This window comes from Pedobacter sp. UYP24 (assembly GCF_054057295.1).
Genome location: NZ_JBSRZD010000001.1, coordinates 612913 through 635695 on the forward strand (window position 1 = coordinate 612913; position 22783 = coordinate 635695).

24 protein-coding genes are annotated in these 22783 nt (G+C 40.6%); 7 read left to right on the plus strand and 17 right to left on the minus strand.

Features of this window, described 5'->3' with window-relative positions; translation table 11 throughout:
• Positions 1-64 precede the first annotated feature (64 nt).
• Entirely contained in the window at positions 65-1066 is a 1002-nt protein-coding gene (locus ACVWYN_RS02785) for an alpha/beta fold hydrolase (RefSeq protein WP_457287295.1), read from the plus strand.
• Here ACVWYN_RS02785 and ACVWYN_RS02790 read toward each other — a convergent pair.
• Positions 1052-2068: a Gfo/Idh/MocA family oxidoreductase gene (locus tag ACVWYN_RS02790; protein WP_457287296.1), complete on the minus strand. Its 1017-nt coding sequence runs from the start codon at positions 2066-2068 to the stop codon at positions 1052-1054. The two genes, ACVWYN_RS02785 and ACVWYN_RS02790, sit on opposite strands and share 15 nt — an antisense overlap.
• A 79-nt stretch (positions 2069-2147) precedes the next feature.
• Between ACVWYN_RS02790 and ACVWYN_RS02795 the strand changes: the two genes are divergently transcribed.
• Positions 2148-2492: a hypothetical protein gene (locus ACVWYN_RS02795; RefSeq protein WP_457287297.1), complete on the plus strand. Its 345-nt coding sequence runs from the start codon at positions 2148-2150 to the stop codon at positions 2490-2492.
• Positions 2493-2556: 64 nt separating this feature from the next.
• Here the strand turns inward: ACVWYN_RS02795 and ACVWYN_RS02800 are convergent, their stop codons facing one another.
• From ACVWYN_RS02800 to ACVWYN_RS02830, 7 genes are read right to left on the minus strand one after another with little or no spacing between them, the layout of a single operon-like run.
• Positions 2557-3237, minus strand: coding sequence for an OmpA family protein (locus ACVWYN_RS02800; protein WP_457287298.1), 681 nt, complete (start codon positions 3235-3237; stop codon positions 2557-2559).
• Positions 3238-3293: 56 nt separating this feature from the next.
• Complete coding sequence (locus ACVWYN_RS02805) at positions 3294-3992, minus strand: ABC transporter ATP-binding protein (protein ID WP_457287299.1); 699 nt, start codon at positions 3990-3992, stop codon at positions 3294-3296.
• Positions 3993-3994: 2 nt separating this feature from the next.
• Positions 3995-5467 carry a DUF5687 family protein gene (locus tag ACVWYN_RS02810; RefSeq protein WP_457287300.1) on the minus strand — a complete coding sequence of 491 codons (1473 nt, stop codon included), beginning with the start codon at positions 5465-5467 and terminating at the stop codon, positions 3995-3997.
• Positions 5468-5527: 60 nt separating this feature from the next.
• Complete coding sequence (locus tag ACVWYN_RS02815; protein WP_457287301.1) at positions 5528-6808, minus strand: replication-associated recombination protein A; 1281 nt, start codon at positions 6806-6808, stop codon at positions 5528-5530.
• A gap of 21 nt (positions 6809-6829) precedes the next feature.
• On the minus strand, positions 6830-8077 hold the full coding sequence (locus ACVWYN_RS02820) for a DEAD/DEAH box helicase (RefSeq protein ID WP_457287302.1): 1248 nt from the start codon (positions 8075-8077) through the stop codon (positions 6830-6832).
• Positions 8078-8118: 41 nt separating this feature from the next.
• Positions 8119-8859: a DUF4197 domain-containing protein gene (locus tag ACVWYN_RS02825; RefSeq protein ID WP_457287303.1), complete on the minus strand. Its 741-nt coding sequence runs from the start codon at positions 8857-8859 to the stop codon at positions 8119-8121.
• Positions 8846-10846: a YfbK domain-containing protein gene (locus ACVWYN_RS02830; protein ID WP_457287304.1), complete on the minus strand. Its 2001-nt coding sequence runs from the start codon at positions 10844-10846 to the stop codon at positions 8846-8848. Before ACVWYN_RS02830 ends, ACVWYN_RS02825 begins: the two co-directional genes overlap by 14 nt.
• A 97-nt stretch (positions 10847-10943) precedes the next feature.
• Between ACVWYN_RS02830 and ACVWYN_RS02835 the strand changes: the two genes are divergently transcribed.
• On the plus strand, positions 10944-11522 hold the full coding sequence (locus ACVWYN_RS02835; RefSeq protein ID WP_457287305.1) for an RNA polymerase sigma factor: 579 nt from the start codon (positions 10944-10946) through the stop codon (positions 11520-11522).
• Complete coding sequence (locus ACVWYN_RS02840) at positions 11512-12861, plus strand: TonB-dependent receptor plug domain-containing protein (protein ID WP_457287306.1); 1350 nt, start codon at positions 11512-11514, stop codon at positions 12859-12861. The genes ACVWYN_RS02835 and ACVWYN_RS02840 overlap by 11 nt, the downstream gene beginning before the upstream one ends.
• Here the strand turns inward: ACVWYN_RS02840 and ACVWYN_RS02845 are convergent.
• From ACVWYN_RS02845 to ACVWYN_RS02880, 8 genes are all read right to left on the minus strand, one after another.
• Positions 12858-13868, minus strand: coding sequence for an anion permease (locus tag ACVWYN_RS02845; protein ID WP_457287307.1), 1011 nt, complete (start codon positions 13866-13868; stop codon positions 12858-12860). The genes ACVWYN_RS02840 and ACVWYN_RS02845 overlap by 4 nt on opposite strands.
• 13 nt (positions 13869-13881) lie before the next feature.
• Positions 13882-14523 (minus strand): DUF47 domain-containing protein, encoded by a 642-nt coding sequence (locus ACVWYN_RS02850; RefSeq protein ID WP_457287308.1) that lies wholly within the window; start codon positions 14521-14523, stop codon positions 13882-13884.
• Positions 14524-14609: 86 nt separating this feature from the next.
• Positions 14610-15635, minus strand: coding sequence for a sensor histidine kinase (locus ACVWYN_RS02855; RefSeq protein WP_457287309.1), 1026 nt, complete (start codon positions 15633-15635; stop codon positions 14610-14612).
• A gap of 24 nt (positions 15636-15659) precedes the next feature.
• Positions 15660-16436 carry a TIGR03915 family putative DNA repair protein gene (locus tag ACVWYN_RS02860; protein WP_457287310.1) on the minus strand — a complete coding sequence of 259 codons (777 nt, stop codon included), beginning with the start codon at positions 16434-16436 and terminating at the stop codon, positions 15660-15662.
• Positions 16436-17692, minus strand: coding sequence for a putative DNA modification/repair radical SAM protein (locus tag ACVWYN_RS02865; protein ID WP_457287311.1), 1257 nt, complete (start codon positions 17690-17692; stop codon positions 16436-16438). The genes ACVWYN_RS02860 and ACVWYN_RS02865 overlap by 1 nt, the downstream gene beginning before the upstream one ends.
• 68 nt (positions 17693-17760) lie before the next feature.
• Positions 17761-18420, minus strand: a complete 660-nt coding sequence (locus ACVWYN_RS02870) for an HD domain-containing protein (protein ID WP_457287312.1) — start codon at positions 18418-18420, stop codon at positions 17761-17763.
• Positions 18421-18439: 19 nt separating this feature from the next.
• A complete protein-coding gene (locus tag ACVWYN_RS02875; RefSeq protein WP_457287313.1) occupies positions 18440-18700 on the minus strand; it encodes a helix-turn-helix domain-containing protein in 261 nt (86 codons plus the stop codon).
• Positions 18701-18825: 125 nt separating this feature from the next.
• Positions 18826-20001 carry a THUMP domain-containing class I SAM-dependent RNA methyltransferase gene (locus ACVWYN_RS02880; RefSeq protein ID WP_457287314.1) on the minus strand — a complete coding sequence of 392 codons (1176 nt, stop codon included), beginning with the start codon at positions 19999-20001 and terminating at the stop codon, positions 18826-18828.
• 71 nt (positions 20002-20072) lie between these two features.
• On the opposite strand from ACVWYN_RS02880, the gene ACVWYN_RS02885 reads away from it, so the two are divergent.
• Positions 20073-20438, plus strand: coding sequence for a DUF3127 domain-containing protein (locus tag ACVWYN_RS02885; protein ID WP_457287315.1), 366 nt, complete (start codon positions 20073-20075; stop codon positions 20436-20438).
• A 77-nt stretch (positions 20439-20515) separates the two neighbouring features.
• Here the strand turns inward: ACVWYN_RS02885 and ACVWYN_RS02890 are convergent, their stop codons facing one another.
• A complete protein-coding gene (locus tag ACVWYN_RS02890; RefSeq protein ID WP_457287316.1) occupies positions 20516-21571 on the minus strand; it encodes a hypothetical protein in 1056 nt (351 codons plus the stop codon).
• A 592-nt stretch (positions 21572-22163) separates the two neighbouring features.
• Between ACVWYN_RS02890 and ACVWYN_RS02895 the strand changes: the two genes are divergently transcribed.
• Together ACVWYN_RS02895 and ACVWYN_RS02900 are read left to right on the plus strand one after the other, a co-directional pair.
• Positions 22164-22349 carry a hypothetical protein gene (locus ACVWYN_RS02895; RefSeq protein WP_457287317.1) on the plus strand — a complete coding sequence of 62 codons (186 nt, stop codon included), beginning with the start codon at positions 22164-22166 and terminating at the stop codon, positions 22347-22349.
• A 261-nt stretch (positions 22350-22610) separates the two neighbouring features.
• Positions 22611-22757, plus strand: a complete 147-nt coding sequence (locus ACVWYN_RS02900) for a helix-turn-helix domain-containing protein (RefSeq protein WP_457287318.1) — start codon at positions 22611-22613, stop codon at positions 22755-22757.
• Positions 22758-22783 lie beyond the last annotated feature (26 nt).

Consider the following 22783-nt stretch of genomic DNA (forward strand, 5'->3'; position numbering starts at 1 on the left):
TAAATAATGGTTAGCTTAGAACTTTAGTGCCTTGTTGTTGTTTATAATTTAAAGTCATTATTTCATGTTCAGGAAAATCTTATTCCAGTTATCGCTTATTATCTCCCTCTCATTCGCTTTATCCCATAGCTCATTTGCTCAAAAGGCCGATACCATATCTACAACTTTAGAGGGGGTTAAATATGCATATCCTGTTCAATATTATCCTATTCATGCCGAGGGTCAAGACCTAAGGATGGCTTACATGGATGTAAAGCCAACTCAACTTGCAAACGGCAGAACGGTCGTTCTTTTACATGGCAAAAATTTCGCAGGCTACTACTGGACAAATGTCATCAAGGCATTAACTAGTCGCGGGTTTAGGGTTGTTGTTCCAGACCAAATTGGGTTTGGCAAGTCTTCAAAAGCAATTATTCATTATAGCTTTCATCAACTGGCAAAATGGAATAAAGCATTGTTAGATACGCTTGGTATAAAAAGAGCAAGTATCTTAGGTCATTCAATGGGCGGGATGCTAGCCACCAGATTCGCTTTACTTTATCCTGAAACCACAGAGAAGCTCCTCTTGGAAAACCCGATAGGATTGGAAGATTACCGCGGTTTTGTTCCTTATATCACTACAGAAGATCAATACCGCACAGAACTTAGGGCTACCCCAGAGAGCATCCGTAAATATTATCAAACTTCTTATTTTACGGTATGGAAGCCGGAGTATGAGGAGCTAGTTCGTATAGCAGGTGGGATAACCAACAGCGGAGATTACCCTATGGCAGCCAGAGTGGCGGCCATGACCTATAGTATGATTTATGAACAGCCTATAGTATATGAATTGTATAACATCAAAGTGCCCACCATATTGTTTATTGGAAAGGAAGACAAAACTATAATCGGCAAGTCATTGTTAAGTCCGGATCAGCAGGCACTGCATGGCCAATACAAATTGCTTGGCAAGCAAACTGCTGCTAAAATTCCTGGCGCTAAAATTATCGAGTTTGAGGCATGCGGACACATACCTCATATCGAGGTTGCAACAGAATTTACAGTGGCTCTGCTAGGGAGCCTCTAAAATTTCTAACTGTATCAGTACTTGTTCCTGGCTTACAGGATAGGTTACATTATTTACTATGCTTTCATAAATCGCATCAAACAAAGGCAGGTAGCTTCCTTTTAAAGATGGTACTTCTTCGACAGTGCGGTTGCCTTCGTCGTCAATCAATGTTAGCTTTCCCTCGCTTCCAGGCAGCTCAATTCCATAGCCCACTTCAGTCAGCTTCATGCCTTTCAACAACTGCTCCTCTTGTGTGTCAGATCTCTTTTTATGTAAGGATCCATTCTCGCCATGCAACACAAAAGCGGGCAGTGGATCAACGAGCAATAAATTGGCGTGTACAAATACATTAACGCTATTTGGATATCCCAAGTGGATCGAAAAGTAATCATCTACTTTCGTTCCCTTCCTGTTCTTTCCAAGTATTTTATGGAATGTATCTGGTTTGCCGAATAAGCTAATTGCCTGATCAAGCAGGTGCGGACCAAGATCATACATTAAACCACTTGCTGCATAAGGCTCTTCTTTAAAGGTTTTAGGTCCTATTGCAGTACGGTATCTATCGTACCTGAAATGTACTTCGTTTAATTTTCCAAGTCTCCCACTTTGTACTATATCCCGTACAGCAGAAAAATCACTATCCCAACGCCTGTTCTGATAAAAGAAGATCTTTTTTCCTGTTTGGGCAGACAATTTAAAAAGTTCCGTTGCTTCTGCAGCTGTTGCTGTAAGTGGTTTTTCAACCAATATATGCTTACCTGCATTTAAAGCCTTTGTGGCATAATCGTAATGCGTAAAGTTTGGGGTATTGATAATGATAAATTCTATCGCTGGATCATTAATTGTTTCATCAATGGTATCATAACTAATAATACCAGGGTAATTAGTAGCAGCCTGTTTGTGGTTGCGTTCTGTTATTGCGTGCAGTTTAAAACCTTGGTGTGCGTCGATGAATGGTGCATGAAATACCTTGCCAGACATTCCATAGGCTAGTATACCGGTTATAATTTCTTTATTCATAGGGATAAAAATACTAAAACACTTTACTAAAGCCTACACTAATTTCAATAAAGCTGTCCTCTAATTGTATCTTTGCACTATGAAACCTGCAGAAATACATGCAAAGTGGAAACTATTGCAAACCAAAATCTCAACCGAGTTTGACTCAGATGTTCCTGATCTTAAGGTGGTTCTTTTCCTAATAGGTGTACAGGAGCTGGGTAAAGGACCTGGCAAGTACAGTAAACGTCAAAAGGAGGAACTAATGCACATCGCTACCTGCAGACTCCTTAGCGAAATGGGCTTTTATGAGCTTGAAGGTCTGGATCAGGATGGTTGGCCGCACTGGACATTGGTAAAGCCTGTTCCATCCTTTGCAATGATGGAACAGGAACTATTACTTAAGTCGCTTGCCATTGCGTATTTTGATGATATCTATCAATAAATAAAATTGCATAAAAAAGCCTGGCAGACCGATTCTGCCAGGCTTCTATTTTCAAAGCCAGATTTTATTTTCCTTGTGCTTGCGCTTCTTTTTTCAAAGATTCATTTGCAACAATAACCACCTCAACCCTACGGTTTGCAGCTCTTCCTTCTTCTGTTGCATTGTCAGCAATTGGTTCAGAAAATCCTTTGCCAATTGTTACTAAACGTGATGACGGAACACCCTGAGAAACCGCATAAGCTTTTACAGCTGCTGCACGTTTTTCAGAAAGGTTCATGTTATATGATTCTGTGCCTTTGTTATCGGTATGGCCAATTACTCTAATGTCGGTACCTGGGTACTGATTTAATGAGCTGGCTAGTGATTTTACATTGGTTTTAGCCTGTGCAGTTAAGTTTGCCTTATCAAATCCAAATAGGATACCACTATCAAATTTCACAATAATACCTTCGCCTTCACGAATTACTTCTGCATTTGGTATAGCCGTTTGGATTTCAGCTGCTTGTTTATCCATCCGCTTTCCAATAAAACCGCCGGCGGTACCACCTACAGCAGCACCAATAACTGCCCCAACTGCTGTATTACCAGCTTTCTTACCTATAATAGCACCAATTATACCACCTGCTGCGGCACCAATTCCTGCACCCTTTTGTGTTTTTGTTAAACTATCACATCCTTGAAATGCCATTGCGCTCATAGATAACGCGATACTAAAAGTTGCTATTTTAAATTTTGAAGTCATCATAATATTAAAGTTTATTTTCAATGTCGGTAACTCAAACGTAATGCCAGTTTTTGACTTTATTCAGAAAAATATTCTTCCAGCTCCTTTAGCGAATTTTCATCGGTATGGAAATCTTTAATTATTATGCCTTTTTCTACCAGTACAATTCTGTCGCAAACATCGGTAATGTGGTTCAGGTCATGACTGGATATAAACGTTGTCATCTTCCTTTCACTTTTCAAAGATTTCAATATTGTTTTTAGCCTGATCTGTGTCGTTGGATCCAGATTAGCAAAAGGCTCATCCAATACCAATAATTCAGGACTTTGCATCAATGCCGCTGCAATTCCAATTTTGTTTTGATTACCCTTACTGAAATCACGAATATATTTCCCGCTGTTCAAGATCTCCCCGTTAAAGAATTCTTTATATTTTTCTAAATAGGCCGTCACATCCGCAACACTCAAGTTGCTTAAGCTGCCGATAAATACAAAGTACTCTTCAGGTGTAAGATAGTCGATCAGGAAGCCTTCATCCAGGTAAGAAGCGGTGTAATTCTTCCAGTTATCACTACTCATTACGTTTTCATTTTTAGAGATCACTTCGCCTTCAGTTGGTCTGATCAAATCCAGCAGCATTCTGAAAAAGGTTGTTTTTCCTGCTCCATTGTTTCCAACTAGTCCAACAGTTTCGCCTTCTCTAATCTGTAAATCTGGTATGTTTACAACAGTTTTGTCGCCATAAACCTTCCTTAAATTCTTAATTTCTAAAATCATAATTATTCCCTAAAGCCTTCAGCTATTTTATAACGTTGTTTTTCAAATTTTTCTGTAATATAATTTACCCAAAATCCGCGCATCAATAGCATGATCAGCCCAAATAGTGAAACCGCGATTAGCCCGATGTATGGTTTATTCATGATGCCAAAAGGAAGGTAAATTAATAGTGGCGTCAATGCATACGGAAACATCAGCAACCATTGCGTGGCACCGCTTCCCTGGTAGTTAAAGGTGGTGCTTTTGGTTATGTCCAGTCTCTTATAATTCAGGGTTGCCAGGTACAATACCACAACAGTTCCAAAACCGATGTTGTACAGGTAAGCCGCCAAGTGGAGCAGCAATAATTTCGGACTCAAAAACCCATAAAAGCTAGCCAGCAGTGTAATTACCGTACACGAAATGGTAAACAGTAAAAATTTGGCTTTTATGTAATCCTTAAAATTAATCTTGTTAACAAGCAGTCCGTCAAAGTGTGCGCTTTGCCAGGCAAACATAAACTGTCCGTATATAATGATGGAAATCCCGGTCATAAATATGGCTCCAAACATCATTGTTCCAAATGAATCACTGGCGATGGGTTTTTCCTTATAAAATATAAAGCCGTAGAACAAGAAAAAGAAACCCATAATAACTGCCGATCGGGGTCTTTTGTGTCTCAAGATCAATTTCAGTTCCAATGCAGCCAATTCGCCGACTTTACCAAACCTATTTAGAAAGGCATAGTCAGTACTTACCTTTTTTTCCTGGGCGGTACTTAACTCTTCAGTGTATAGGTTCCTGCGCAGGTAGCTAGTATTCACAAAGAAGATCAGCACGCCAGCTAAGGTAAATCCGAAGCCCAGATATGGGTATTTTGCAATGCCCTGAAATATAAAATCAGAACCTGCCATGATGGAGATGATCTTGTAGTACTCCATTGCGGCAAAGCCAGCAATAACTCCCAATCCTGCTGCAGTGTATAACGCGTTTGAAACAGATTTTCTTTTTAAGTACAGTACCAGATAATTGTTAAAAAAGGCGAGTGAGAGGATAGATACAGTGAACATCAGTGTTGCAAATCCTCCATAGGCCGGAAGAATCTTTATAAAACAAAAAGGAAAAAAGATAAAGAATGGCCAGAGGTTAAAGGCGGAGAATAACGCTTTGACGTTCAGAAATTTAATGATCTGATTTTTGGTTACCTTTAAATGGAGGTAAGGGACAATACTCAGCGTAGGTAATTCCTGTAGCTGAAAGCGCATTACAAAATCCAATGCAAAATAATAAAGGATCAGTCCGTTAAAGCTATGTAGCGAGTTTTGACCCGGAAACATTTGCTCCAAAAATTGAGACATGAAAAGCCCTATTGAAATTGCAATTCCTAAAAAGTAGAGCATAAAAAAGCCTAGAACAAGTTGTGCAGCGATGCTGCCATTTTTATTTCTCGACCGCCAAAATGATTTCCACTGATGGCTTAAAAAGGTGCTTAGCATATAGTTTCGTAGTTATTCTTCAATGTAAAAATATGATTTATTTCTGCCCGTATTGTTACCTCAGTAATTGTATTTCTCTTTCCAGTTTTTTCTTAGCTTTTCCCTCAGCTTATCCTCCGCAGGGTTCTTTCCTGGGTCATATAGTTTTGTGCCACTCAATTCATCCGGTAAATACTCCTGCGCAGAAAAATTGCCTTCATAGCCGTGGCTGTATTGGTAATCTTTGCCGTAACCAATGTTCTTCATTAATTTGGTGGGTGCATTCCTGATGTGTAAGGGTACAGGAAGGTCGCCCGTTTTTGCCACCAAAGCCTGTGCAGCATTAATAGCCTCATAAGCAGCATTACTTTTAACAGAGCTGGCCAGGTAAGTTACGCATTGCGAAAGAATTATTCGGGCTTCAGGGAAACCGATCACATTAACTGCAGAAAAGCAGTTGTTTGCCATTAGCAACGCATTGGGGTTCGCATTTCCAATATCTTCAGATGATAGAATGACAAGTCTCCTTGCAATAAATAACGGATCTTCACCACCGGCAATCATGCGTGCAAGCCAATATACAGCAGCATTTGGATCGCTACCGCGGATAGATTTTATAAATGCAGAAATGATGTCATAATGTTGTTCTCCAGCTTTATCGTACATGGCCAGATTTTGTTGGGCATGGGCCAATACATTCTCATTGGTTAGCACTACCTCATCGCCACCAATACCATTTATTGCAATTTCTAATACATTCAATAGTTTGCGCGCATCTCCGCCAGATAAACGGATTAGGGCCTCATGCTCCTTGATTGTGATCTTCTTTTGCTTCAGGATCACATCTTGTTTAATAGCAGTTTGTAATAAACCTGAAAGTTCTTCTTCGCTTAGCGATTTTAGAATATATACTTGCGAGCGCGAAAGCAAAGCCGAGATCACTTCAAAAGAGGGATTTTCAGTAGTCGCGCCTATCAGTGTTAACAGTCCGCGCTCTACAGCACCCAATAGGCTGTCCTGCTGAGATTTGCTGAAACGGTGTATCTCATCTATAAATAGGATGGGTAATCCCAAGAAACTGTCCTTTAATTGTGCCGCTTTATCAATCACCTCACGGATGTCTTTAACCCCGGAGTTGATGGCACTTAAGTTAAAGAATGGGCGATCCAGTGTTTGAGAAATAATATAGGCAAGCGTAGTCTTGCCTACACCCGGTGGGCCCCAGAAAATCATTGATGGAAGTTGCCCGCTTTGAATGGCTTTACGCAACACTGCATCCGGACCAACAATGTGTTTTTGCCCAACATACTCATCCAGACTTTGTGGACGCATCCGTTCAGCTAATGGGGGCAAATTTTGCATGAAAGTAAATATACAGAATATTTATTCTGTCTTTGGAGTACCGCCAGCGGTTTTAGGTTTTTTATTCCAGAATTTTTTCTTTACTGCACCGGTAGGCTTTGGCTTGCCTGTAGTTGATGTAGAAGCTGTTTCCACAGGCGCGGCGCCAAGATTCTCTGGCATCGGTATGCGATCTATTTTCTTTTCAATCAGCTTTTCTATACTTTCCAGTTTTCTTTTGTCTTTTTGGTTTACCAGCGTAATGGCCGTTCCTTTTGTAGAGGCTCTTGCTGTTCTGCCTATGCGGTGTACGTAGTCTTCTGCATCATGCGGCACATCATAATTAACCACCAAATCAATTCCTTCCACATCAATCCCTCTGCTTAGTACATCTGTACCAATCAGAATAGGGAGTGCTTTATTCTTGAATTTTAGCAATGCCGCTTCTCTTTCTTTCTGTGTAAGATCCGAGTGGAAAGCCTCGGCTTTTAAGCCCAGATTTCTAAATACTTTGCCCAGGTTTTTAACCTTTTCTTTCGTTGAGGCAAAAACGATGATACTTTTATAGTCGCCTGATTTAAGAATCTGCGTAAGCAACGGGACTTTTTGGTCGTCATGCGCCATATAAATCTGCTGATTAATTCCTTCAGCGGGTTTAGACAAGGCAATATTTATTTGCTGCGGATCTTTTAAAAGTGTGGACGCCAGCTTTCTAATTTTAGGAGGCATCGTTGCGGAGAACAATACAGTTTGACGAACCTGTGGTAAATACCCTACAATTTTCATAATGTCATCGTAGAAACCCATGTCCAGCATTCTGTCCGCTTCATCAAGAACCAGGTGTTTCAGCTGATCCAGTTTTAGCAATCCAGAAGAAAGGTGCGAAATCAATCTGCCGGGAGTAGCAATAATAATATCCACCCCTTCACGCATCGAGCGTTTTTGTTGCTCATAGGCGATACCGTCGCCGCCACCATAAACCGTTAAGGAGCTAATGTTGGTAAAATAAGATAAAGCTTCTACCTGCAAGTCTATCTGCTGTGCAAGCTCCCTTGTAGGGGCCAATATCAGGGTGTTGTTATGTCTTTCGGGAGTTTCACTAATCATATTCATGATCGGCAAAAGATAAGCTCCCGTCTTTCCTGTTCCTGTTTGCGCGCAGGCAATCAGGTCTTGTTTATTTAAAATAAGTGGGATAGCCTGTTGTTGTATGGGTGTGGCGTTGCGAAATCCCATTGCCAGTAACCCCTCGTAAAGGTCGGGGTTAAAATTAAAATCTTTAAAATCCAATGTACTTTTATTGTTAGTTTTATGCTATAAAAGTAACCTTTTTATTTCGCTTTATACTTATCTGCATATCCGAACACTTTTTGGAGCAGTATAGAACTTCTGGAGCCAATGTTGTCCCTTATTTTTAACTCTTCCTGTGCTACCTGCAAAAACATACCGTCTATTGCTTTTTGTGCAACATAGGAGGATAGATCTGTTGAAATCGGATTAACCAACGGAATCCTGTTGTAGGCATTAGCCGCATCACCCCAGTATTTGGTAGCGCCTACTTTACCTAAACTGTTTGCTATAACCGGTCTAAATTTTTCCATCAGCTGTGAAGTGGTTACCCTTTTAAAATAAGTAGTTGCCGCATCTTTATTTCCTAGCAGGATATTGGTCGCATCAGCAATGGTCATCTGTTTAATAGCAGATATAAATATAGGCTTCGCCTCTTTAGCGGCATCTTCCGCTGCGCGGTTAATGGTCAGGATCACATTGTCAGCAAGCGAAGAAAGTCCTATGCTTCTTAGTGTTTTCTCTACTTTTTGTGCTTCTGGAGGAAACAGGATTTTTACAGCAAGGTTTCCCAAAAAGCCATCTTTTGCAGAAAGTTGATCGGCACCATTGGCGGTGCCGATCTCTAATGCCTGCTTTATTCCCAATCCCATCTCCGTGGTTGTTGGATTGCCAATGGGTAACTGTTTAAGGATGTTTCCCAATTGCGCCTGACTTTGTACGTCACAGCTGCTCAGGCTTGGTAGTATTATGATAATGGCTAAAAAAAAGCTAATTCTTCTCATTGAGTTTATTTGTCTGCTCAGTACTAAGCAAATCTTTGGCCAATAACTTTGCAGACTTCGCTAATTTGATAAATTCCGATCGATAACCTTCGCTATCTTTGCCTTTTGCTTTTTCTGCGATACTTATTAAATGCGCGTAACTTGCATTTTGCTTATAATCTGACTGTTTCAATAGCATACCGAATTCCACTACAGCTGCACTGAACCTGAAATTGTCAGAGGTCTTATCAAAAGCCAACTTATTATCAAGCACTGGTTCAGAAATTAACTTGCTCACGTTACCATCTGGTTGCTTGTATCTCAGTTTAACCGTCATCAATTCCATGCCATTTCCCTTCAGTATTACAGGTCTAGCCGGCTCCTTCTGGTATTTTAGTTCATCCACACTACTAGAAAAATTGCTTTTCACACCAACAGGGATCACCTCGTATAGTGCAGTTACGGTATGCCCGGCACCAAGTTCACCGGCATCTTTCTGGTCGTCATTAAAATCGCGCGCTTTCAGCATCCTGTTCTCGTAACCTATCAGTCGGTATGATTGTACTTTAGCGGGGTTAAATTCAACCTGCAGTTTTACGTCCTTTGCTATGGTAAAGAGCGTACCCCCAAATTCATTTATCAGCACTTTTCTCGCTTCACTAATGTTGTCTATATAAGCGTAATTCCCATTTCCTTTGTCGGCTAACTTTTCCATTTTACTATCCTTCAGGTTACCCATTCCATAGCCCAGTACCGTTAAAAATACACCACTCTTCCTTTTCTGTTCTATCAGTTTCTCCATCTCACCATCGCTTGATGAACCCACATTAAAATCGCCATCTGTAGCCAAGATCACGCGGTTATTGCCGCCGTTTATAAAGTGATCACCCGCTATTTTATAAGCCAGTTCAATACCTTGCCCACCAGCAGTAGAACCACCTGCCCTCAGTTCATTCAGCGCTTCTTTTATCTTTACCCGTTCATTCCCAGGGGTGGATGGTAATACCAAGCCCGCACTTCCTGCGTAAACAACAATAGCTACATGGTCGTTCTCCCTAAGCTGGTCGGTTAGCATTTTCAAAGAAGAGACCAGTAACGGCAGTTTGTTGTAATCGTTCATCGAGCCAGATACGTCTATCAGAAATACAAGATTGGATGCAGGAAGCTTATCCGTCGGCACTTTCCTGCCCTGCAGTCCAATCTTTACCAGCTTGTGGTTTGTATTCCATGGAGCGTCAGCAATTTCTGTGCTGATATGAATTGGGTCCTGTCCTTTGGGTTGCTCATACTCGTAGTCAAAATAGTTGACCATCTCCTCAATACGCACTGCATCAGCCGGCGGTAGGGTACCGTTATTTATAAATCTTCTCAGGTTACTATAAGCTGCGGCATCCACATCGATAGAGAAAGTCGACAGTGGGTTGTCCAGTGCATTCTTAAATTTATTCTCGTTGGTGACCGCATAGCTTTCTCCGTTTTCTAGCCCTCTTATATTAACCGATCCGCGCATGCCAGGCGCACCAGTGTTGTTCTGAATTTTCAATTTACCAGTACTTACTCCTTGTAACAACTGCTCCACATTTCCGACAGGAACATTCTGAACTTCTTTGCCGCTAACCATGTAGCTGGATCCGTTACCACTTTCTTTTGTCCTTTTCACATATCCTCTGACCACAACCTCATCTTTTAATGCATTTTTTGTCTCTTCCATTTGCACATTTATCACCTTTTGTTTGGCAATCTTAACAATTACCGTATTGTAAGAGATATAAGAGAATACCAGTTCTGTAATAGAAGGGTTAATAGAGATTTGATAATTTCCTTTTGCATCCACGGTGACCTTTACTTTTAGCGGCGCGCCCTTTTCAACCACAGATACGTATGTGCCCACCATAGCGGATCCTGTTTTTTTGTCTGTAACCCTTCCTGTGATGGTTCTTTCCTGGGCTGATACTTTGAAGCCGGTGATCAGTAGGAAGATGAATAGCGATAGATTTAGATTTTTCATAAAAGTTATATTTGCTTACAGGATGTAGACTTTGCTTAATTTCCATAAGAGTGTCAGAAAATATTTTTATACTTGGACTCGATATCCGCTCAAAACTTTGAAATTCATAAAGAACAATTCGCGCATACAGGAACAGGACGATGCAGAACTGATCAGCAGCTACAAATTAAGTGGCAGTCTGGATGTATTGGGCCAGTTGTACAACAAATACATGCACTTGGTTTTTGGGGTATGCATCAACTACCTGAAAAATGAGGAGCAGAGCAAGGATGCTGTGATGCAGATTTTTGAGGAGCTGATTGTAAAGCTAAAGGTTCATGAGGTGCAGAACTTTAAGAGTTGGTTGCATGTACTTACCCGCAACCATTGCCTTATGGCCATTCGCAAGCAATCAAAAAATGAAACAGTCTCATTGGAAGAAACTTTTGTGGAAAACACGAATTTTGTGCATCTTGATATGGATGATACAAAGGAGCGTAAGCTTTCTGTGATGGAGGGGTGCATGGAAAAGCTGCCTGAAGAGCAACGGGTTACGGTTGATCTCTTCTATTTGCAGGAAAAGTGCTACAAAGAGGTAGCCGACATGACCGGGTATGATATGCTCAAAGTAAAGAGCTACATCCAAAATGGGAAAAGGAACTTGAAGATTTGTATAGAGAAGAATAGTGGTGAATAACGATTGGTTAGATATAGCGGTTTTAGAAGATTACCTTGATGGTAAGCTTGATGCCAAAACCATGAATAGGGTGGAACGAGAGGCGTTGGAAGATCCTTTCGTGGCAGAAGCACTTGCAGGGCTTAGCAATTCTCCGCGACGCTCGCTGGAATCCATATCCATATTGCAACGCCAGTTACAAGAAAGGATAGCACAGCAACAAAACACCAAAAAACAATCGGTTATTACCTGGCAGCGACTTAGTATCGGATCTGCTGCTGCAGTGATGTTCATTACCGCAGGGGTTGTCTTTTGGATGAAGCAGAGCAATTACCAGCAACTACAGAATAAAAATAAGCAAGTGGAAGTGGTATTGGCACCAAAAGCCACTGCTCCAGATGCTTCACCAATTGACTCTGCAATAATTGCCGGCAGTCAGGATCTAGCCGTAAACAGAAGCGTCAGAAAAGCAAGAATACAGGCTGAGTCAACACCGGGTGCAGTTGTTACGGCTGCTGAAGCGACTGCCGATATCTCGCCTTCTGCTATTGCTTTTTCTGCTCCAGTTAATGGAAGGCTCAATAAAATCTCTGCTTCGAAAATGGTGTCCCGTAGCATGACTGATACTTCGGCTTTTCTAAGAGGGATAGTAATTGATTCTGTTACCAAAGAACCGATGGTAGGTGCATATGTTTCAGCCAAGGATGCAAATGGCAACTTGAAAGTTTTAACGACCACGAACAAATTGGGTGAGTACGAGATCAAAAAAGACAGCGCCATAGTTGGAAAAGATCTGGTCTTTAGCTATATTTCTTATGATAGTTTTATCCTTGCAGCCAGTGGTGATGTTAGAAATGTAATGCTTCGCGAAACCAAGAATGATCTTAAAGATCAAGTGGTGATCAGGGGATATGTGAAAAGAAACAAAGAAAATGCTACCGGATCCAGCTACATTGTTAGTGGTAAAGAAGTGCAGGATGTTCCTGTAGGACATGTTGAGCAGTTGCTGCAGGGAAAGGTTGCAGGATTAAATATCCAAAACAATACCGGTGCACCTGGACAAAGAGGAAGCATAAATATAAGGGGCTTAGATACAGTTAGTAGTCACCCTAAAGATGGCTGGGACCACCTGTTTATGTACATCGCCAGCAACAACAAGTTTAAGGAAGAGCCGAGATTGGGCAAAGCGGTACAACTGTCTTTCTCGGTTAAGGAAGACGGTACGCCTACAAAGATTAAAATTGTTAAAGGGATTGCTAAGAAATATGATGATGAGGCCACCCGGCTAATTGCAGAAGGGCCTAAATGGAGCCCCGGTAAGCCAAACTCCAAACCAAATTTCTTTACTGTTAATTTCTAAAAGAAAAGATGAATAATTGCATATACGAGGCAGGCAAGTACAGCAGATACAGGGATGGTCAATACCCAGGCCCATAAAAGACTTACCGTAACGCCCCATCTTACAGCAGACACTCTTTTAAGGAGGCCTACACCTACAATGGAACCTGTAATGGTATGTGTAGTAGAAACTGGAATACCAAAATGCTCTGTAATACCTAGGGTAACTGCACCTGCCGATTCTGCAGCAACACCTTCAAAAGCATTTACTTTGGTAATCTTTGATCCCATAGTTTTAACAATCTTCCATCCACCACTCATGGTGCCCAATGCAATTGCAGCATAACAAGAGATTGGTATCCATTCGGGCATTGCATCGCCACTATGTAATACATTAGAAGCAACCATAGCCACATAAATGATACCCATAACCTTCTGTGCATCGTTACCACCGTGGGTAAAGCTCAATGCTGCAGAAGAGACCAGTTGTAAGCGCTTAAACCATTTTTCGGCGACCGAAGGTCTAGCATTCTTTGATATGTGTAGAATAATAATGGAGATGATCACAGAGATTGCCATACCAATTACAGGAGCAAGCACAATAAATGCTACCACTTTCAGAATTGGGGCCAGGTTAATGGCCGACATTACATTTGCGCCTAAAGAAGCTGCTTTGGCCATACCCGCACCTGCAAAACCTCCAATCAGCGTATGCGAAGAACTGGAAGGTATACCAAACCACCAGGTAAATAAATTCCACATAATTGCGGCAATTAAACCTGCTAAAATCACTTCAAGCGTAATGTAATTTTCAACTACGGTTTTGGCAATCGTGTTTGCAACTTTATGATCCGTAAAATAAAAGTATGCAGCAAAATTAAAAAGTGCGGCCCAAAGTACGGCCTGAAAAGGAGAAAGCACTTTTGTAGAAACAATTGTAGCAATTGAATTCGCAGCATCATGAAAACCATTGATATAATCAAAGGCAATTGCGAGAACGATTACAACAACCAGTAAGGTAGTTACCATGTTTTTTTAATGTTTAAGCGTTCTTAACCAAAATAGATTCCAGCACATTTGCTGCATCTTCACATTTGTCTGTAGCCATTTCAAGCGTTTGAAGTACTTCTTTTTGCTTGATCAATTCAATGGCATTGGTTTCAAACTCAAATAAGCGTGCTATAGCCAAGTTACATACATAATCAGCTTGGTTTTCACCACTGTTGATCCGTACACAAGCATCAGCGATTACCCTGATATTTTTAAAGCTTCTCAGTTCTTTGATCGCTTTTTCAAGGTCAATGCACATTTCTACCAGCAATTCTGCCAGTTTAATCATGGCATCGTTGATAGTGGTGATGTTATACAATTCAATGTTAGTGGCAGATGCGTGTATATAATCAGCAATGTCATCAACAGCACTAGCTAGTGCATGGATGTCTTCCCTATCAAACGGCGTAATGAAATTCTTGCTCAACTCTAAAAAAATAGAATGCGTAATGTCATCACCTACATGCTCCAGACGCTCAATTTCCTTAATATGTTCTTTTCTTTTTTCAAACTCAGTGGTTGTTAAAGCCGAAAGTAAAGCCTCTGAGATCTTTAAAACGTTACTACCTGCCTGTTCGAATAACGGTTGGAATTTTTTATCCTTGGGAGTGAAGAAACTGAAAATACTGTTCATCTTGTTAAATATAATATCATGCAAAAGTATGAGTACAATGTTAACTTAATGTTAAGTGTTAATTTTTTTGAATTTTCTTAATATGTTTAAGTGCTCTTTTGCAGCGTGAAAGCAAAGGTTGTCCCGATTTGCAGCGTACTTCTTACCGAAATAATCTGTTGGTGCGCCTCCAATATATGCTTTACAATAGCAAGACCTAATCCCGTTCCTCCTTCTTCTCTGGACCGGTGCGTATCTATGCGGTAAAAACGTTCAAAAAGTCTTGGTAAATGTTTTTCATTAATGCCAATCCCATCGTCAGTTACCTCTATTAGGTATTGGTCATGCAGTTCAAATATCTTGATTGCTGTAGAACCGTTTGTCTTTCCGTATTTCAAAGAATTCTGTACCAGATTAATCATTACCTGTCGAATCTTTTCACGATCTGCATTTACCATAGCAGGAGAAGTGTATTTTTCTTTGAAGGATAGTTTGATGCCTTTGTTTTTGGCATTATCTTCCAAACCCTCCATTACTTCCTTCGTCAGCGTAACGAAATCGAATTTTTGGTAATTAATAGGAATCTCCCCGGTTTCCAGTTTAGAAATAGAATCAAGATCGTTAATTAGGTAGCTCAGCCGGTCAACATTATTGGCTGCTTTTTTCAAAAACCTGGCTGCGGTTTCCGGATCATCAGTAAGGCAGTCCTGCAGGGTTTCTATATAACCTTGAATGGCAAATAGTGGAGTTTTAAATTCGTGCGAAACATTGGATAAGAACTCTCTCCTGAATTGCTCCTGTTTCTTTAAAAGCTCTATTTCACGTTTCTTGGCTCCCGCCCATTCTTTTACTTCCTGCTCCACATCATTTATCGGGTCCGCACTCACATATTCTCCTAATGCATCTTTTAAATCCTTGCCCAGCTTAAGGTTGTGGATCATCTTGTAGATTAATACGATCTTAGAATAGATATATTTTTCCAACAGGTAATAAAATACAATGAAACACGTAAAAAAGGAAACGCCAAAGGAGATCAGCATATAATACCAGCTCTGCTGGAAGTAAAAATTTACCAGGCCAATAGAGAGGGCAACAGCCAGAGAAGTGATGAGTACCAGTACACTTAATTTCATGACAGCAAAATACGGGATTAATTGCTATTTACCCTGTTTTTCAGTAAGATATTTCCAGTATCTTTTTGGTACATACCGCACATGCAGTTTAGTATTTTTTCTTGCTACAATGTTGGTGCTTTTAAAATAATCAAACCACAGTGCAGCAAATTGACTTTCCTTTTCTGGCAATTCTTCAGTTGTGGGCTTAGTAAACTTCTTTATCGCCTCCTGATCTAAGTAAACCTCTTCCATTTTTTCAAGATCATAGTAAATACCATAATGTCTTTTTATGTCGTAAATGATCCATTTTTGATCCGCATACCTGTTTTTAAAGTGCATCATAATCAAAGGAATTACATTAAAGTCCGGGTCAATGCCGCAATAGAATAGGCCGTCGGCCGACTCTCTAAACCTAATAAATGCTTCCATCCTGTGTTTTTCACGTTCTACTTTTTTGGCAAGTTGTGAAATGGCCAATACATGTTCATTGCCAAAATTTGTCTCCGCACCCTTACCCTGTAGGAATAGGTAACAGCTAAACTCAAAGAGGTGGGTAAATGCTTCGGGAAGTTCTGAGAGAAAGGCGCAGTAAAATCTGCGCGTCCAGCTGCCATCCAATTTTTGATGGAGGCCTTTCCAAACCCTATCGGCTTTAACCGGGTCATTGTAAATCCTCAGAGGCTGCACAAAGGCATCAGGCTGGCATTGTTTATCTAATTGTAAGATTACTTTGCCAGGCTTTCTTTCAAACCATTCAAAGACCGCACAAAGCAGTCCTTCCAGGCTTCCGTCTATTAGATAGATTTCGGCTACAGACATTAGAATAAACCCAGTTGCCTGGTGTCGGTTTTAATATATTTACTCTGGCTATCTGCCAGGATAAAGGATTTGATCTGTGTATTCTGGTAATCTTTAAGCTGGTATGGCGTATCTGCACAGCTTATAAAATACTTTGCCCGGTTATAGGCAACACCTATTTTTTTAAGCTGATCAATGCGTAGCTTACCAAATTTCCTTGCCTGAACTATTTTGAGCGCAGAAGTAACCCCAATACCAGGTATGCGCAATATCATTTTATAAGCAGCCGTGTTTATGTCCACAGGAAAAAAATGTAGATTTCTCAACGCCCAGCTTAATTTAGGGTCTATATCAATATCCAGATGCGGATTGGCATCATTCAGTAATTCGTTTACATGAAAACCATAAAAGCGCATCAGCCAATCTGTCTGGTATAACCTGTTCTCCCTAATTAGAGGTGGTTGTGATCCAAGAATAGGCAGACGATTGTCGTTACTAATTGGAATATAGCCTGAGTAATATACCCGCTTCAGTGAAAAGTCTTTATAGAATGCTGCGGCGGTTTGCATAATTTCCTTGTCCGTCTCTGCAGTTGCACCAATAACCATTTGGGTGCTTTGGCCTGCGGGTACAAACTGTGGGACACTTTTGATTAGCTTCTTTTCATCCTTGAACTTTACAATTTGGTTTTGGACGAAGCCAAGCGGTTTAATCACTTCAACGTGGCTTTTTTCCGGTGCCAATAACTTTAGTCCTGATTCTGTAGGCATTTCTAAATTAATGCTCATGCGGTCTGCATACAACCCTGCTTCCATTAACAGTTCTTCACTTGCACCCGGTATGGTTTTTAAGTGGATATAGCCATTAAAGCGCTCTTCCAAACGTAGTTTCTTTACCACTTTGAGCAGGCGCTCCATGGTAAAATCTGCATTCTTAAAGATGCCTGAGCTTAAAAATAGACCTTCAATGTAATTTCTTCTGTAAAAGTTCATGGTTAGGGACACGACTTCCTCAACCGTGAAAGCAGCGCGTTCAATGTCATTGCTTTTTCGGGAAACACAAAAAGCGCAATCAAAAATACAATGGTTTGTCAGCAGGATTTTTAATAAGGACACACAGCGGCCATCTTCTGTATAGGTATGGCAAATCCCCGAAGCGTGACTGTCGCCCAAGCCCTTATTGTCGTTCTTTCTTTTGCCGCCACTGGATGAGCAGGACACATCATACTTAGCGGCATCCGCTAAAATATTTAACTTTTCTCTTAGACGCTCAGACATTGAATTTTGTTTACTAACAAATATAGTAAACAAACTAAATAAATTAGCTAAAAAGATATTCCTGCAGGCTATGAAATAGGGAAGGGCGGCTGACCGGCTTCTTCATAAAAGTGCTCCAGATAACTGAGCATGAAATCATGGCGACGGGAGGCCATTGCGCGAGCCTTATCGGTTTTCATCAAATCTTTAAGCAACAACAGTTTTTCATAAAAGTGATTGATCGTTGGTGCCACCGTATTCTTGTATTGTTCCTTAGTTTGATTTATCGCAGGTTTTATCTCCGGATCATACATCAGCCTATTCTTGTAACCCCCATAAGTAAAAGCCCTGGCTATCCCAATGGCACCAATGGCATCTAATCTGTCGGCATCCTGTACAATATCCAGTTCTTTAGAAGCAAAATTGACTTTACCCAAGGAAGCTTTGAAACTCATGTTTCTGATAATATTTTGCACATGCTGTATCTGATGCTGTTCCAATCCTAAGGTTAATAGAAAATCACCAGCAATTGTTGGCCCTATTTCCTCGTCCCCATTGTTGAATTTGCTATCAGCAATGTCGTGTAACAATGCTGCAAGAGAAACGATTAATAGATCGCCTTGCTCCTCAGCATTGATCTTCAAAGCATTTTTGTACACCCTGTCGATGTGAAACCAGTCGTGTCCCGCTTCAGCATCTGCCAGCCTGGTCTTTACAAATTGTATGGTTAGATTAACAATTTCCTTCATGGGGCGAAGATACGTTGATCTAGTGTGAAGAAGGAATAAGCTTTGTAATATCCAAATGATTTAAAGAAATTATCAGGATCATTTCTACTTCCAGAATTATAGCAATTTCAAAAGTCCTTTCGAGGGTTAATTTGCTATAACCCAATTCAATTTTGCTATAAGCATTTTGCGAAATCCCTAATTTTGCTGCAAGGTAATCTTGAGTATAGTTCCTAAAGGCTCTTATTTTCCTAATATTCTCCGCCACTATTTTTGTCTTCTTCCCCTTTTGGTCAACCATGTATGCTAGATTATTCTAATTCAGTTTAATAAACGAATTATTTAAAATTTTGGTTTTTTGCTCCAATTTCTAACCGGGGGAGTAGCAGAAATAAGTTACTATAAATCTAGTATGGGGATTTGAATTTAATCTCTTGGATCTGCTCTTCTGGTGCCGTCATACAACTCGTATTCCAACATCCGGCAATCCAGCTTTCCATTATAAAACTCAATCTTACGTGCGGCTTTAAGTCCTATTTTTTTGGCAAGATCAGGATTACCTGTAAAGATGTAACCCGAATAGCCTTTACAATCCTGTTTCATAAAATCGCCAATACGCTTGTAGGTCAACTCCAATTTAGAATGCACACCTAAACGCTCTCCATATTCAGGATTGAACACCACAACGCCTTTTCCGCCTTCCGGTACCTGAGTATCAGCAAAATCGCATACTTCAAAAGTAATGAGGGTATCTACGCCTGCAGTTTTAGCGTTTTTGCGACTCACATCAACAGCATCCTCAGAAATATCTGTGGCGATAATCTGCAAGTCAATATTTTTAATGACCTGGTCTTTCAGGATTCTTCTTTCTGCAAAGAACACTTCTTCATCGTAGCCGATAATATGCATAAAACCGTAGTTCATTCGAAATAAACCTGGTCTCCTGTTGGTCGCCAGTAAAGCCGCCTCTATGGCCAGTGTTCCAGAACCGCACATGGGGTTAACGAATGGCGACTTGCGGTCCCACTGACTGCTCATCACTACACTCGCGGCCAGGGCTTCCAGCATAGGTGCTTTTCCTGGTATTTTGCGGTATCCGTGTTTGGCAAGGGTTTCACCAGAAGTATCCAGGAAAATGTCTGCATCATTGTCTTTCCAATACAAATGTACCACGGCTTTATTGGCATCAGAACCAGAGTTTGGTCTGATTCCTTTTTTGTCCTTAATGCGGTCAACTATAGCATCCTTTACCTTTAAATTGGCAAAAAGTGGCGTAGTGATTGTTGGATTATCTACATTGGAAGTTACCGAGAAATAGCCCGAGAAATCGATCAGGTCTTCCCATGGCATCTCTACAACTTCACGGTATAATTCTTCAGGATCAGCTGATTTGAAGCTTTTAATACAGTAAAGAATCTGACTTGCACACCTCAGGTTGAGGTTGAGTTTTATGCACTCAGAAAGTGTGATATTCAATTCCACACCTGTAGGGAAATCCCTAACAATGGTATAGCCCAGGGCCGAAACTTCATCCTGTAAATAAGGTGAAAGACGTTTATTACAGGTGATGATCACCTTACTTTTTGTGTGGAAAACTTGCATAGTAATTTTGCGAAGTTATCAATAAAAATATAGAGATTTGAACTTCCTAGTATAATAAAATAGTATTTGATATGGAAATTAAAGGAAAAGTGCACGAAATTGGTGCATTACAGCAGGTGAGTGAAACATTCAAGAAACGCGATCTTATCGTAGAATATGCAGAAAACCCAACTTATCCTGAATTTATCAGGTTTGAGGCTTTACAAGATAAAACCGGGTTGTTTGACAGTTTAAAACAAGGAGATGATGTGGAAGTTTCATTTAATCTTCGCGGTCGCCCATGGACTGATAAAACTGGTAAGACTTCCTATTTCAATAGCCTTGTGGTATGGCGTATCAATGCATTAACTAGTGCTGCAGCGGAAGCAACACCACAATATGCACCTCCTGCTGATTTAAGTAATGCTCCAGGAGAAGATGATGATTTGCCTTTCTAAAGACCTTTTTTAAATAAACAAATAGTAGCGGTGCCGCCTTCCAAAAAGAGGGCGGCATTTTTTATGGATGCGTTTTGTTAAAAGCACTTTGTTTTTAACTTTAAGCTATAATTAGGGTTAAGCGGCTCGTTGGTTTGAATCAATCGTTGCGCACCAGTATTGGCAGGGCAGGCAATATTGTTTGGCGCATCGTAAATCAATCCGGCTTTGCTGTCAACCAATTCCTGAGGCACATAAATTTGTGTTTTGGTAACCGAATATCCAGCAGGAATAAATCTAATGTAGTACCCGTCAGGGTGTAGCGACCAGGTACCGGATGGGAACTCATTGTCTACCACCGATATCATTCCCGCAAGCATGGCATAACGTTCTATTTCTTCATAGGTGGAGCTTCCGGATGCCGCTAATCTGCGAATGTTGTTTTCAGCTTCAAATATAGCTTGTATGGGCTGCGGCAACTGGGCTTTAGCTTTTTCCATTAAACTTGCGGGGAGTATGCCAAGTGCTCCACCTTCTAGTTTTAATAAGAGGGCTGGGGTCAACAAAGTAGTTGCTGTGAGCTTAATTTGCGTGTTGTAATCAGCGAAGCGTGTTCTGGCGATGATGGCCCACAGCAATACCTGAATATCGTGTTGACTTACATTGCGGTGAGTTTCTCCACTTTTTAAAATGGCAATTACAACATCCTGTTTTGGTCCGAGTACAGGAGCCAGCATGTAACCATCGCCATTGCTAGGGCCACGTGTGCCTGCTTGCAAACAATAACTCTTATTTGTCATTTCATAATAGCCTGCGCATAATTTGAAGCCTCCGCCAGGTGCCTTAGGTAAAAGGTATAGTGGTTGCGCAGTTTCTCCATCACGAAAAGAAGGTGGTTTTTTACCGCTGACTTCTACATCCTTAAAATTAGTGGTGATGGCGGCAGGTTGCTTAATAATTTTATTGAGACTGCCGCCGGCCAGCTCAGCACCTTTGTCGACTAATATTTTGCCGAGTCCGCCAAACTGAGCTTGAGCCAGAAAGGTGATTCCGAAGACTAGGGAGAGCGATAAAATAACTTTTTTCACAGGATTGCGCATAGATGGAAAATGGAATAAGAATCGTTTTTTGACAGTTTGGTATGTTAATAACATTTTTTTGGCTCCAAAGTTTTAAAGAATATGGCCTATATGTGTGCCACGCCTTTAAAGCGTTTTAATTCAAAGCCTTATCGGCTTTTAATACGTCAATGAACTATTGCTGCCTGCTATCACAGCTTGCAGTTTACATTTAACTAGTCGACTAATTAAAAAATTGAAACCGGAATACTTGCCTATTGTTTTTTGCTGATCAGCGATGGCGGAGTATATTCCAGGAGCCTATAAATTGTTCGGTTCTACCCGAAAGGCTGGTATAATTGTGGCTTATCAAAAGCTCGTTTTATTACAAGTGCAAATGTAAGAAAAATAGTTGGTATTTCCAAATAAAATATCGGATTTTTTCGAATTAAATATATTGATTTACAGTAAGTTAAGTATGTTTTTTGCTCCTATGAAAAGTCTCGGTTTAAGCTTAATTTTTTCGGCTTGTTGTTGCTGTAATTAGTGCCGGAATCAAGCAATATCATATTCGGGATCGCCGGCAAACTTCTTAACCAGGTGGACCCTTGTTGTGGGCGAATTAAGAGCAGGAAAGATTTTTAAATTGCGCCATTACAGCAGCAACGCTGTGCATCTTCTTATAAAAATGATAGCGCCTTTGGAGTGGTTCCATTTTGGGTTAATTCCGGGTTCATTTGGGTTTCCTTCGTGGATTAGTCGCAGTTTGTGCGACAAAAGGTACTTCATACACGAAGAAACCACGACTAAACCATGTTTAAGCCGCATACAATCCGAGAACGATGGCAAACCAATGGTGCAGTTGATTTCCTAATATTTTCCATAGCACCTACATCGCTTGGAGTGCCTTTCGTGCAGGCTACTAGGTATCTTGTAGCACTAGAGGTACCCTTTTCCCCTACAAAGTACCTGTAAAGGTACTTGCAGTGCTACAACACCCCTGTTGAAAACTGGCAGTATGATTGGCAAAATAAATGGTTTCGCTATTCCTCGATGTATTAAATTAATAGTCACAGAATGATTTTATTACGAATGGTCGAAATGAAAAAAACGAAATACGTCTATATGGCGGTATATGAATGGACTTTCCATCAAAGAGTTAGCCGAACGTTTAACCGTGAATACAACTACAATTCAAGGATGGGAGCAAGGCAAACATTTGCCGCATCAAGAAATGATGAACTTGGTACTAGGACTCATTAACATAAAAGCCACTCCCTAAAGAGTGGCTTTTATTAAATTTTTGAT